6 protein-coding genes are annotated in these 14062 nt (G+C 46.0%); 1 reads left to right on the top strand and 5 read right to left on the bottom strand.

Features of this window, described 5'->3' with window-relative positions:
• Window positions 1–8: 8 nt before the first annotated feature.
• A complete protein-coding gene (locus DWW90_RS15720; RefSeq protein WP_122345646.1) occupies window positions 9–2381 on the bottom strand; it encodes an FtsX-like permease family protein in 2373 nt (790 codons plus the stop codon).
• Between the two features lie 611 nt (window positions 2382–2992).
• On the opposite strand from DWW90_RS15720, the gene DWW90_RS15725 reads away from it, so the two are divergent.
• Window positions 2993–4324, top strand: a complete 1332-nt coding sequence (locus DWW90_RS15725) for an ATP-binding protein (protein ID WP_122345672.1) — start codon at window positions 2993–2995, stop codon at window positions 4322–4324.
• A 158-nt stretch (window positions 4325–4482) separates the two neighbouring features.
• On the opposite strand, the gene DWW90_RS15730 is transcribed toward DWW90_RS15725, so the two are convergent.
• The 4 genes from DWW90_RS15730 to DWW90_RS15745 are packed head-to-tail and all read right to left on the bottom strand — an operon-like array spanning window position 4483 to window position 14054.
• A complete protein-coding gene (locus tag DWW90_RS15730; RefSeq protein WP_122345647.1) occupies window positions 4483–6807 on the bottom strand; it encodes an ABC transporter permease in 2325 nt (774 codons plus the stop codon).
• 19 nt (window positions 6808–6826) lie between these two features.
• Window positions 6827–9220: an ABC transporter permease gene (locus DWW90_RS15735; RefSeq protein ID WP_122345648.1), complete on the bottom strand. Its 2394-nt coding sequence runs from the start codon at window positions 9218–9220 to the stop codon at window positions 6827–6829.
• A 14-nt stretch (window positions 9221–9234) separates the two neighbouring features.
• On the bottom strand, window positions 9235–11640 hold the full coding sequence (locus tag DWW90_RS15740) for an ABC transporter permease (protein WP_122345649.1): 2406 nt from the start codon (window positions 11638–11640) through the stop codon (window positions 9235–9237).
• 11 nt (window positions 11641–11651) lie between these two features.
• On the bottom strand, window positions 11652–14054 hold the full coding sequence (locus DWW90_RS15745; RefSeq protein WP_122345650.1) for an ABC transporter permease: 2403 nt from the start codon (window positions 14052–14054) through the stop codon (window positions 11652–11654).
• Window positions 14055–14062 lie beyond the last annotated feature (8 nt).

Below are 14062 nucleotides of genomic sequence, written 5' to 3' on the forward strand. Positions count from 1 at the left end.
ATTTGTTTTTATTCAGTTTTAATTACTTCTGCCGGATTGGTTGCGGCGGCCCTTTTAACTTGTTGGAAGATGGAGAGAAGGACGATTCCGCTGGTGATAACAAAGACCAGGAGGAACAGCCATGCCGGCAGAGTCGTGTGGTTGGCATATGTTTCCAGCCATCGTTTAGCCAACAGGTAACCGACCGGGAGGGCAAAAGCATTTCCCAGCGTAACCAGCAGGAAATATTCCCGGAAGAACAGTTGCAGGATGTGATAGAAGGTTGCCCCGTTTACCTTGCGGATTGCAATCTCTTTCCTCCGCTGTTCGGTGGAAAGGCTGACCAACGAATAAATGCCGAAGGTTGAGATCAGGATGCAGACCAGTGAGAGAATGCTGAAAATGGTAAAGATCACTTTCTCCGGTCGGTTGAACGTATCTACCAAGTCGGACAGTTCCATAAACATTTTATTGCGGTTGATATTGTCATTCTGAATGTGCGAGGTCACTTCGCGGAGATGTTCCAAGACCTCTTTCTTATGTCCCGGCGCATAACGGACATAGAACAGATAAGCCGGTTCAAACCCTTTTACCATTGGATTGTCGAAAGTCGTGAAGAACAGAGGTAATACCGGATACTGCATGGGTGCATACATATAATCGTGTATGACGCCGCAGACTTTGAGCGGACTTGCCTGCTTGTTTTCCGGATTGTAGACCGAACGTTCAAACAGGTCGGCATATCCTAACGTCTGCAAACAAGTTTCATTCACCAGAAAACCATAAGCATTTGCATCGGTAAGCCAACTCCCGGATTGCAGTTGTAAACCGAAGAAAGAAAAGAAGTCTTTGTCGGCAACGAGTACCGGATCACTGCGGTTCGGGTCCGGTTCGGCCGGGTCAAAACAGAAGTGGGTATAAAAAGAGCCGTACCAGTCTCCCTGCTCCGTAAAGACCGGAGCGTTTCCACAGGTAAATGTAACTCCTTTCACGTACGGATGATTCGCCATTTCCGGCTTTAGGACGCTCAGGTCTGTCTGGTAGGCAGTGCTGAATCCCAAATCTACCTGGATGACTTGGCTGTAGTCGATTCCCTTATCTTTCGACAGGATGAAATGTAACTGCCGGAATAATCCTAAAGAGGTGATGAAAAAGAGTGAACCGATAAATATCTGTACGACAATCAAGCTCCGTTTAAAGAGTACGGGCTTTTGTATCTTGTGTTCCAATAGACTCCGTATCGGATAATAGCAAACAAGAAGGAATGCCAATATGCTGGTGCCTGCTATTGATATCATATTACCGAAAAGCGAGACGCGCGAAAGATGGCGGCTGACATCTTCGTAGATGCCGTACCGGTTCCAGGTCGTATAACTTTCGTAGTAAGGGTAAATACTCTCGATCAGGCAGAAAGCAATTAGGAAAGCGATCAGCAACGGCAGTACCAACTCCGTGCATCCCTTTAGCATCATGCTTTTTGTTGAGGCTCCGACACAAAGGTATGTGTGGTTCTTCTGCTGTTTCCGTTGCTGCTGTCCGATGAAGAGGACCAGCAGGTTGATAAGGGCGCTCAGGAAAGCCATTGCGCCAGCCAATGCCAGGATGTGAATGTTCCGGATGCGATCCGTCAGTTCGGGATGGCAACGGAGATGGACTTCCGGAGCGGTCAACAGATGTATTTTCCATTTCTTGTCGGCGCGGCTTTTGTAACGCGCCAGTTTGGTGTGTACCTGTGTGATGCTTGCATTTTTTTGGAGGCGTACGTAGGTCGTCATCCGTTTTACGTGATTGGGTCTTGGCGATCTGATCAACAGGAAGTCGAACAGCAGGTCGGTATTATCCGGATAGTTCCGGATGACGCCTGCGACAACGGGACGGAGGTCTTCGTCCAGCGCCACTTCTTTCCCCACGCAATCTGTTGTCCCGAATAGCTGGTGGGCAGTCCGTTCCGTCAGTATGACGTTACTGCCATCAGGTGCTTTACCTTTGTAAGTCCCTGCTATGAAGTCCGCCCAAAAAAGATCGAAGAAAGAATGGTCGCTTTCCATGCCGTGCAAAGAGATTGTCTCATCCTTTTGTTTGAGTGTGAAGCTGAGATGATTGAAGGAACAGGATGCTTCGATTTCGGGAAGCAACTGAAACAACTCCTTCCGGTCGTCGACGTGCAGTTGGTCCAGATCCGAGTTTGTTCCATTGGCCCGTTTGACAAGTCCTTCCGTCGTCAGGCAGTAGAGCCGGTCGGCTTCCGGGTGGAAATTATCGAAATGTGTTTCCCACCACAGCCAATAACCTCCTAATATGAAAGCAGTGAATCCGATTGCCAGCCCAATGATGCTGACAACGGATTGTGTCCGGTATTTCAGGAGTTCCTGGAAGGAAACTTTGATATAGTGTGATAACATGATACATCTGTTTGTTGGCAGCCGAGCCGGTTATTATTTAAATTTTAGAGGACGATGATATAACATCCCCCGGGAATAAAGATACAAAAGATGTGCCATTCTTATATGGTCTTGTTATATAGTAGTTTATGTTTCTGTTCGCTCCGCCTCGCATGTGTGATTCCGCACAAAAGGCGTTCTTATTCGCACGATGCGAACAAACTATCTCAAAGCTCCTTATGCACTAATCCAAAGACAGGCAAGAAGTAATTCGCGGATAGGCATGAAGTTATGATAGGGTGTAGAGGGTATCATGAATACCATGTACACCGTATTGGCAATACCCTGTACATCCTATTTGAGATACGGTGTAGACCCAATTATTACTCCCTGCCTATCCGCGGATTACTTTCTGCCTGTCTTTGGAGTAGTTGTTCCTTGTGTATGAGATAGTTTATAGCAGGTTGGATGTCGGGTGATGCAAATGTGGCCGCAAATTTAGCGGCGGTTAATTTAGCGGCGGCTAAATTTGCTATTATGCTGAATTACTTTTATTTTTGTTTGAATTTAAGCAGTAGTTGCTTCTATTCATGGCTAAATTTAATTTAATAGAGAGCAGGAGGCATAAACGTATGAAGTTTTATAATCGGGAAGATGAACTCAAATCATTAAAGGAAGTCCGGCAGTTGGCTTTCACAGACTATTCGCGGTTTACGGTGATGACGGGCCGCAGGCGTATCGGCAAAACCAGCCTGATCCTGAAAGCGTGCGAAGATACGCCGACCGTTTACTTGTTTGTAAGCCGGAGCAATGAGGCGATGTTGTGTAGTAAGTTCGCTAAGACTGTGAACCGGTCGCTGGGTGTTTTTGTCCCCGAATCCGTCAATTCTTTTGCGGATATCTTTGAGATGTTGATGAACTTCGGACGGACAATGGCGTTTAACCTGGTGATTGACGAGTTCCAGGAGTTCTTTTATATCAATCCGTCCGTCTATAGCGAGATGCAGGACCTTTGGGATAGATATCGTAAGGAGACGCATGTCAACCTGATTGTAAGTGGTTCGGTTTATACATTGATGCATCGTATTTTTCAGGATGCCAAAGAGCCGTTGTATGGTCGTACCGATCAGATGATCAAGTTGCAACCGTTTAGTCTTTCTGTCCTGAAAGAGATTCTTTTGGATTATAATCCGGATTATACCAATGACGATCTGTTGGCGTTGTATACTTTTACCGGCGGGATTCCCAAATATATAGAAATGCTTGTTGACAGGAAATGCTACACGATGGAAGAGATGGTCGATTGCATGATCCAGGAAAATTCGACGTTCCTGGAAGAAGGAAATATCCTCCTTATCCAAGAGTTTGGCAAGAAATATGGCAACTATTATTCGATATTGGCGTCTATTGCTTCTGGTAAAAATACCATTCCCGAAATCACAGAGGCTTTTGGTGATGTCAGTATCGGCGGACTATTGAAACGCCTCGAGGTGGATTATGAAGTAATAGTCAAGAAGCGGCCGATCCTTTCCAAAGAAGCGACACAGACTGTCCGCTATGAGATCGCAGATAACTTTCTCCGTTTCTGGTTCAGATATGTTGTCAAATATCAGGATTTCGTCCAATCCGGCTATCTGAAGGGCTTGGCAGATGTGATAAAGGAGGATTATCCGACTTACTCCGGCTTTGTACTGGAGAAGTATTTCAGGGAACAGTTGAAGGAGCGTCAGCAATTCCGTAATATCGGTTCCTGGTGGGAGAACGCAAAAGGGAATAAGAATCCGAATGAAATAGACATAGTCGCTATTTATGCGAAAGAAAAAAAGGTTTTTATTGCAGAAGTGAAACGGCAACGTAAGAGCTTCAAACCGGAGCTGTTTGAGCAGAAAGTGGAGGCTATCCGTACAAAGTTGTTTTTCAAATATGAGATAGAAACCGCCTGTTTGACACTGGAAGATATGTAGTTTGAACCAGGAAATGCCGGGTTGTGCCGGGTTAATGCCGGGTCAGTGCCGGGTTGGCGAATCTGTCGGCATCGATACTTTGCTGATAAACAACAGTGTATGCGGATTAGTGCCGGGATGCCGGTAGATTCGTGTTTTTTCCTTATGTAAAAATGTTTTTATTCCGTCTTGATCACCTCCGCCGGGTTCTGGTTGGCCGCCCTGTGGATGCGCCAGCCGGTGCAGAGCGTCAGGAGCAGAACGAGGACAAGCCATATTGCCGGATAGAGCCACCAACTGATCGTTGTCTGCAAGACGTAGTTTTCGATCCACGACTTCATGATCAGATAACCGGCGGGGAAGGCGATGATCGAAGCGATACACAACAGGCGCAGGTTCGTGGCGAAGAACAGGCGCATGATGTCTGAAGCTGTTGCCCCGTTTACCTTGCGGACGGCAATCTCTTTTCTGCGTTGTTCGCAATCAAGCGTCACTTGCGAGAAGACGCCGAACAGTGAGATCAGGATGCAGACGAGCGTTACGAAGTCGAGCATCTTGAGTAGTGCTTGCTCTGATTTCAAGAACTTTTCGTATTCCTCTTCCATAAAAGATATGTTTGTGTCGATCGCATTGGGTTGCATCTTCTTTACCAATTGCTCGATCTGCTGTTTGCATAGTTTGCTGCTACCGGGCTGATGGCGGAAGATGACGGTGGTCGAATAGTCGTCTTCGGGGTTTTTCCCCATCGGGCTGAAGTCGAGCATGACCGGTTTGACCGGAATGGTCGGCGGAGCGATGTAGAAGTCTTTGATGACGCCGTCGACCGTATGGCCAGGATAGTCTTTGAGACTGAGCGTTTTGCCGATCGGATCGCCGATGCCCAGTGCTTTTACTGCCGCCTCATTGATCAATATGTGGTCTTTCGTGTTCCCTTCCGGCAGCTTGCCTTTCAGGAGTTGCAGACCGTAAAACTTGAAATAGCGGTTGCTGCACGGGATCGACTGGATCGTGATGCCTTCCGTAGAAGCCGGCTTGCCTTCCCACTCCGTAAAGTAGCGGTAAAAACGGGAATGGCAGGGGAATAGCGCATCGTGTTTGTCCGGATAGACCTCTGCGATGGAGGGGAGCTTGGCGATCTCTTCTTTCAGTCCGTCCGTCACGGGATATATGCGTACGCAGCCCCGGTCTGCCCGCGCCAGTCCGAGGTCGGTTGTGTGCAGGTGATAAATCTGCTTGATAAATACAGATGAGCAAAAGATGAATCCGATACTGATGATCAGTTGCAGCGTCAGGCTGACTTTCGGGAAGATGTTTTTCCCTTTTCCGTCTGTAGAACCTCTAAGCGCTTTTTGCAACGAGCGTTTCCGGAAATAGTAGATGGGAAACAGGGAGAACAGAAAAGCCAATAGGCTGATGAGCCCGAAATAAATGAATGTTTCCAGATAGAGGCCGGATGCGTCTGTCTTTACATTTGACAGCTCCTGAAACGTTGGTAATATGAGCTCGATCAGGACTAATCCTGTCAGGAGTGCAATGAAAAGTGTCAACAGGTATTCAGAGGCAAAAAGCGCGAATAAGTTCCCGTTGGACGATCCGCACACTTTCCTGAGGCCGATCTCTTTGCTCCGTATCCGTATGCGGTTGGCAAACAATGTCAGGTAGTTGAACAGCGCACACAAAATCACCAGTCCGCCGGCAAGGGCGAAAAGGAGGATATGATCGAACTTAACGGTCGGTTCTTCTATCGGTCGGTCATAACGCATGGCTGTGACAGGCGTCAGGACAAGATGAGTCAGTTTATTTTTCCCCTTTTCTATTTCGTGCTGGTAGAGCTTCTGGCTGAATGCTTTCATATCTGTGCCGGGACGAACCTTTATATATGTTTGGCAGTTAGCAACGCCCCATTCATTTATAATAGCGGGCGGTTCTAATATTTCAAACGGGAAGTTGGAGTGCCGGTTCTGGCCGGCAACAATGGCGCATATCTCAACTTCGTCGGACCATATTTTCAGTTTCTCTCCCAACGGGTCCGCATTCCCGAAGACTTTTCGGGCGAGCTTGTCTGTAATTGCAATCTTATTACTTTTCGGGATCATGAAATCCCGGTTGCCGGAAATAATCTTGATTTCGAACATACGTTCGACTGTAGAGTCTGTCGACATTTCAAACGCTTCCTGCTTTTTCCCTTTATAAGTAAACTCGGAATTCCATGCACCGGTATTGCATGATTCCTCCACCTCCGGAAAAGTTTCCTTCAAATAGCTGGAAAGCGGATAAGGCGTAACACTGGAAACACCCTGGTCGTCGGTTTCCGATTCTGCCCGGACATAATACATCCGGTCTACTCCTTCCCGGAACGTGTCGTACGTAAGTTCATACCGTATCCAAAGCGAAGACAAGGCAAAGCAGGTAAACCCGATTGCCAGCCCGAGGATGCTGATGACAGACTGAAGCCTGTACTTCCGGAGGTTGCGGAACGCTATTTTGATGTAGTGGTATAACATTATGCTTGTTGTTTATTAATTATTCTGTCTTGATCACCTCCGCCGGGTTCTGGTTGGCCGCTTTCCGGATGCGGAAGATGACGGTACAGGTTGTCAGTAGCAGGATCGTGAAGAAGATGCTGCCCCAGTAGAAGAATCCTTGTTCGAAGAATACAATGTACATCTGTTTCCAGAAATGTAGGATCAGGATGACTAAAGCAAGTGCCGGGAGTGCAGAGAACAGCAATAGCTTGATATAGAAGAGGGCGAACAGGCGGATGATGGCCATCGAGCTGGCTCCGTTTACTTTCCGTACTGCCACCTCCTTTTGCCGGTGCTCGGTGTCGAGGGTGATGGCGGAATATACGCCTAACAGGGTGATGATGAGGCAGACGATCGTGAAGAACAGGATGATGCCTTTCAACTTGCTTTCGAGTGCTTGCTTTTCGTTTATATCCTCTTTAAAAGTCCGGACATAAGGTTGGACGCTGGATGGCAACACCTCTCGCAATACGGTATAGATATGTTCCCTGATCTGTTTCTCCTGTCCGGGATATGTCTTGATATAGCAATGCCCGATTTCTTTATCCAAGTCGGCGGGCAGGAAAACAGTCCCTATATTCCCGTTGTAAATATCTGGGAAGAAGGAAGACGCGACGCCGCACAGGGAATAGGCATCCGCATAATTATATAATGACGTGCCGGATTGTATGTCCGGATGTTTCTGCATGAATGTCTCGTCTACCAGTATCTCTCCCTTATTACTGAAAGTCCGTCCGGACTGTAGAGGAATCTGCATGAATGTGAAGAAGTTGGGTGAGATGCGGAGCAACTGCACTTCCATGCCGCTATCTTTATTGTCTATGTCTTTATAAAAACCTGTATGGCTTGGTTCTTCGGTGTAAGGCTCATCGACCAGTAGTACATCTTTTACGCCGGCTTGCTGCCTGATACGGTTTACAATGTCCAGTTTCTCTTCTGTTTTCATAAACGAATAATCGAGGGAGAAGCTGAAGATGGATTCTTTCTCCTGCATACTGAGCGTGTTGAAGATGGCTTTTGTCGTTGTTTGTGTTTGCAGATAGAGGGCAAATGTCAAAGACACAAATAGCCAGCAGATAAAAAACTGTATACCTAACATGGTGTTTCGCAGATAATGTTTTCCTGCCCGCAGTTCTCCGCCACGGATACCCTTCTGAATTGATATCCGCCGGATGCGCAGAACTGTCAGCAGGCAAACAGCCATGCAAGCCAACAGAATCAGAAGGATATATTCTCCGGTTTGTAACAATAACAGGCTCGAATCGAATGTCAAATGGATTTTGAACAGGTCGATTTGTAATCCGGAACCGATTTGCTCCAGCAGGCATCCTGTCAGGACCGCTGTTAAGGCGATTAACAGGAAGGATTGGGTAAAAAGTTGGACGAACAATTGGAAACTGCTACTGCCGTTTACTTTCCGGATACTATATTCGTGGGTACGGCTCATAAACTGCCCGATCATGAAATAAAAGAAGTTCAGTAATCCGGTCAGCAGGATTAACAGACCGATAGTCCCGGTAAGCCAGGAGATACCATTGGTTACCATCCGGATCGTTTTGTCGTGTCCGATTTGCAGGCTTTTGACGTTTGTATTGTATTTAAAAAGGGGATAGCTCTGTTTCCTGTCGATAAAGTGCCGATCCAGTTCAGCAGGGCGTTTTCCTTGCCGCAACAGAGCATACGTACAGCATCCTGTCATATTCTCGTCCCCCTTAAAAGTAAACAATCCTTCACTGTCGTTAAGTGTCAGCAGGTCGATGTTTTCCATCAGATGCATACTGGTGTTGGTGGGCAGGTCTTTGATGACGGCCCGTATAGTGTAATAGATGCCGCCTGTTTCAGGAGTGGATTCGGGAGACGTGAATAGGCGTTTGCTTAGTTCCAGCTGTTTGCCGATTGCTTCGGATGCGTTTTTAAACACCTTTCGGGCTGTCGTTTCCGTTATGACAGCCGAATTGGCGGAATTGGCTGCTTGCTGCCAGCTTCCGAAAAGAATATCAGGCGTAAAAATGTGGTAATAGGATGTGTCGACCTCCATTGTCTGGAATGTATAGGGAAGACTTTTCTCTTCTTGCAGCCATACGTTGAACGGGCGTTCACTTGCGTACACCGTGCGGCAAAGATCTTCTATTTCCGGATATTGCATGGATTTCAGAACTTCGGCAAAAGAGGCTGGTGTACCGGAAAAAGGTTTGTTGTCGAGATATAACTGAATGTCGGCAATCCGTTTGTGATGCCGGAAACAAGAGTCGATACTCAGCATAAAGCGACTGCAGTACAAACAGAGGCTGAAACAAAGCAGTCCGACGGACAATCCCGCAACAGAGATCGCGTTTTGTAATTTATATCGGAGTATGGTACAGTATGCAATTTTAATATAATGTAGTATCATGTTGTTTGTTTCTTTTATTCCGATTTAATCGTTTCCGCCGGATTGGTCCGTGCCGCCCGGATTGTCTGATACAATACCGTACATATAATAATGATAGTTGTAAACAGGATGATTGCTATATACATCCAGGGCTGCACACTGCTCCGGTAAGCATACTGCTGTAACCAGTTTTGCATGAACAGCCAGGCGAGCGGCAGGGCGAGCAGATTGGCTATCAGCACAATGGCCAGATATTCCCGGAAGAACATCTCGACAATTGTCCGGGCCGAAGCTCCCATTACTTTCCGGACTGCAATCTCTTTCCGCCGCTGTTCCATATTACTGGACGAAATAGAGTAAAGCCCGAAAATGGAGATCAGTGTACAGAATACGGCTAACAGCGTGAACAGTTGCAGACTGGCATTCTCGGAGGTGCTGATCTGATCGAGTATCTGGTTTATGGACTGCACTTCGCAAGTGGATGGGTCGCCTTGTTTGGCGTGTTTCTTAAAGACATTCCGAATCGCTTTGATCGCCGCTTTTTCTTTTCCGGGTTCGGTACGGGCATAATAAGCATAACTGGTCCATTTGCTACCATCAATCACGATGACTTGTGGCAGGATCGGGTTTCGCAGGCTGGCTGACTGAAAGTCTTTGATAACACCGACGATTTCCATTTCTGCACGCCCTCTTGTCCCGTCGCTATAGGTGGAGTAGTCCCATACGCTGATCTTTTTCCCGATCGGATCGCCCACATTCATGATACGGGCGGCTTCTTCATTGATAACTGCTTTCGTGCAGGGGAATCTTGGGTTGTTTCCCGACGTCATGTCAGCTTCATCGACAAACCGGCCTTTTACTATCGGTATGTCGAATACTTCGGGGAAGTTACTGCCGACTTGGAGCACCTGGAAGTTCGGAGCGAAATCCAATGATTTGCCGTCCCATTCAACCTCGTTCTGAGTCTGCGGTTCATGCGTGATAGAGAATATCCCGGCCTGCGTGAATCCTTTTAAAATGGCGAGCGTCGATATCTCCCGACTTATGCCTTCCCGGTCGTTGAATGTCATTGCAAGTTGAATCAAACCATCCTTTTTGAACCCCAAGTCTTTATGCTTCATAAAGGAGATTTGCCGGGACATGATAAACGTGCTCATCAGGAAGAAAATACAGATGCCCAACTGGAGTGTCATGCTTGTTTTACGGAAAGTACTTTTCCGGGTAGGTGCGATACCCCCTGAAACCAGTAGGGAAGGAGTACGGACGAAGCGCAGGAAGAGCGGCAGGCAGATTCCCGTCAGCAAGAGCCAGCTAATACCGGTGATGATACATAAATGGCTGAACAGTACATCTTGCTGCAATGTCGTCTCGAAGATACGGGAGAACCCTCCGGCTGTTATTTCCAACAGGCAGCAGGCAAGCAGAAAACTGATCCAGACGAGTAGTGTCAGTTCCAATAACAATTGGAAGATCATATTCTTTTTGTCTGCCCCGATTGCGTTTCTCAGTTTCATTTCTTTGTTTCGTAAATAGATACGGTTGAGAAGCAGGTTTGTGAAGTTAAAGAATACGCAGAGCAGTAAGAGTAGCCCGGTAATCGTGAAAGTCCGGATATAGGAGAGGTTGAAAGTCAATTCGCTTCCGAACGTATGGCGGACCTCCGTCAGGCGTGCCAGCTTCAGCCGTAAAGAGCGGTTGTAATCGTGTTCGCTTATATAAGCGTTGATCTTTTTCTCGAATGCCTGGATGTTGGTCGTGGGTTCCAGCATCAGATATATTATTGTGCTTTGTTGCTTCCATTGCATCTCTTCTGTGATACGGTTTTCCCGTTCGTGGTCGAATTTGTCGAGCTCGTACACATCGGTTTGCATCATTGAGTTTTTAGGGGCATCTTCGAGGACGGATACGATCGTAATATGTTCACGGTATCCGTTCCGTAGTGTTTTACCTAAAGCCTCTTCCGGTGTTTTGAAATACTTCACGGCAAAAGAGCGGGTCACAGCTATTTCATCCAGTGTTTTCAGGATATCGTCTTTCTTGCCGCAAATCACCGGGCGCGGAAAGAAATGAAAATACTGTTCATCTATAAACTCTTCGTCCGGGTCTTCGAGCCTTGTCTTTCCGTAGTGGAAAGTCGAGCCGAATTTGGAATAGATCTGTGTCGTCTCTTTCACTTCCGGAAAATCCTTTTTCAGTTTCCGTGCCAGTATAAGTGGCAACTGTTCTACCTTCTTCCCGGTTTGTTTATCTATCCCGTACACTCTGTAAATATTGGAAGCCTGTGGATAGAATCCGTCATAAGAGGTCTCATACCGATACCAGTTCCAGCCATAAGTAAAACAGATCAGCCCGATAGCTAACCCGACGATACTGATGATTGACTGAACCTTATATTTTAACAGATTACGAAATGCAATTTTAATGTAGTGTTGTAATAGCATGGTCTAATAATTTATTCGTTCTTAATCGCTATCGCCGGATTCATCCGTGCGGCTCTCCGGGTTTGCCAGATCAATGTAAGCAGGGAGATACTGCCCGTGATGACTATGGCCACGGCAAACAACCACCAGGATATACTGGCTTTGTGTGCAAAGTTTTCCAGGTATTTGTGGATGGCAAGCCAGGAGACAGGGGTTGCTATGAGAAATGCGATAGCAAGCAGCTTATAGTATTTTCGTAGCAGCATTTGCATGATGATAGCCGTTGTTGCCCCGTTGACTTTGCGGATGGCTATTTCCCGGTAGCGTTGCTGTACATCGAACAGCGATAGTCCGAACAGCCCCAATGAAGAGATCAGGATTGCGATCAATGCAAATGCCGTATAGATACTGGTTACTTTCTTGTCTTCTTTATAAATGGCTTTTATCTCATCCTCTGCAAAAGAATAGATAAATTCGCCTCCGACAGTTTCTTCATGCAGTTTTTGCAGGAAAAGGATTGCTTCCTGCCGCTTGCCCGGAACGATATGTGCCGTCAAACGGCTATAAGGATATCCTATGTCGTAAGCGAAAACGAGCGGAAGTGTGGCCTGAGACAGATGTCCGATTTGAAAATCTTTAACTACACCGACAATGTTATAAGCGGGATTCTTATCCATATCCGGCATATCGGAGCTCCACCATAACCTGTGTTCAGGTTGTAATTTAGCTGTCGCAATATCGGTAATGCCGAATGCCCTTTTAGCTGTCTCATTGATGATCAAGTCGTATGTGCCAAAATGGTCGGTCGAGTCGTTCCAACCGCGTCCTTCTACCATTTGAAAATCGTATATCTTCATGTATTTTTCGTCTATGTTATTATAGACAACCATCAGTTTCTTTCCCTGGGATTCGAATTGGATATCTGGTTCTCTATATTCGTAAGGGCTCTCTCCGTAAGCCCAGTCTGTGAACAGGGTTGACTCGTTCATTTTAGTCGTGATGACATGGTAGAGTTGTTTTTGTTTCTCATTCTTTGCAGTTGCTTGTTCGTAGGTGTCATCCAGGGCATAATTACTACGGAGGAATTGAGTTTTGATGATATCTTTCGTTTGGTATCCATTGTCGTAGTTCAGCATGAAATGCAATTGTTTGATGAAAAACAACGATACGATAATGAGTGAGATCGATATGCCGTATTGGATAACCAAGAAAAGGCTTCTTGAAACGATCGAGTTACCTTTTCTGCTAACAGATTGTAATGATCGGATAGGAGTGCTGTACCCATATTTGAAGAAAGGGTGAGAAGAAGTTACTATCGGAAGAAGCACGATTAAAATAAGCATCAATGAAAGATTCAGCCGCCAATCGTTTGATTGGGAGATTCCCCATTGAGTGCTCAAATATTTTTGTGTCAACTCGATAAATACCCATCCGACAAAAAGAGCGCAAGTTATGATAAATATATTTTCTATGTAAATTTGTCCGAACAGGTGGAGACGTTTAGCTCCGAATACCTTTTTCATACCGAATTCACGTGACCGTTTTTGTATGAGTACCGTGTAAATATTCGTAAAGTTGACAAATCCTATAATCAGGATTAAAAGAGTGACGATCGATAATATTTGGACATTTGTCTTATTTCCTTTATTGAATAAATTGAGATCCTGTATGGTATGGTCAAAGTATATTTTCTTCATAGGGAAGAACTGGTACTGTTGGTAGCGGTCTCCAGCTTTCATATACATATAATAATCCAGTCGTTTGTTTACCTGTTTCAGGTCACTTCCCGGATAAAGCAGAGCGATACTTTGAGGCATTCTTGACCACTTTTTCTGCATAGATTCAGATATGAGTATGTCGAAATGCAGCGTGCTTTTTCCTGCAGGAGTCCCGATGATCCCTTCGATTGTAACAGGATTCCCGAATGTGAAAGATATCGTTTTGCCGATCGGGTTCTCATTCCCGAATAGTTTTTGTGCCATTTCCCGGGTGATTACGGCACTTTCCGGTTTAAGCATCAACGTTTTTCTGTTTCCGGCGAGAACAGGAAAATCCAGTATTTGCAGAAAGCTGGTGTCTACAGCGAATAGGTCTGCTGTGAACTTCCTGTTTTCAGAGTAGATATCATATTGCTGCATGGGGATGAATGTCGTGCTTTGTTCAATCGCAATATCTTCTAACGGCTCCTTGTAATCGGGTTCGTTATTCATATTGGAGCTACCGGAAAAACGTATCATCGGGGAATTCTGATATTGGAGCGTCGTAAAATACAGGCGGTCCAAATGTTTGTGGAAATGATCGACAGTCGTTTCCTGATAAATATATCGGGATAAAGTAATGACACACGCCAGACTCAGCGCCAACCCCATAATGTTGATGGCACTGTAAAGTCTGAAACGTGTCAGCGATCGTAATGCTAATAGTATAATTTTCATTTGTAGAG

The organism is Parabacteroides sp. AF17-28, from assembly GCF_003479205.1.
Classification (GTDB): Bacteria; Bacteroidota; Bacteroidia; order Bacteroidales; family Tannerellaceae; genus Parabacteroides; species Parabacteroides acidifaciens.

Coding starts and splice junctions, on each gene's coding strand:
- DWW90_RS15720 (WP_122345646.1), bottom strand. CDS start 2,381: ATGTTATCACACTATATCAAAGTTTCCTTCCAGGAACTCCTGAAATAC.
- DWW90_RS15725 (WP_122345672.1), top strand. CDS start 2,993: ATGAAGTTTTATAATCGGGAAGATGAACTCAAATCATTAAAGGAAGTC.
- DWW90_RS15740 (WP_122345649.1), bottom strand. CDS start 11,640: ATGCTATTACAACACTACATTAAAATTGCATTTCGTAATCTGTTAAAA.
- DWW90_RS15735 (WP_122345648.1), bottom strand. CDS start 9,220: ATGATACTACATTATATTAAAATTGCATACTGTACCATACTCCGATAT.
- DWW90_RS15745 (WP_122345650.1), bottom strand. CDS start 14,054: ATGAAAATTATACTATTAGCATTACGATCGCTGACACGTTTCAGACTT.
- DWW90_RS15730 (WP_122345647.1), bottom strand. CDS start 6,807: ATGTTATACCACTACATCAAAATAGCGTTCCGCAACCTCCGGAAGTAC.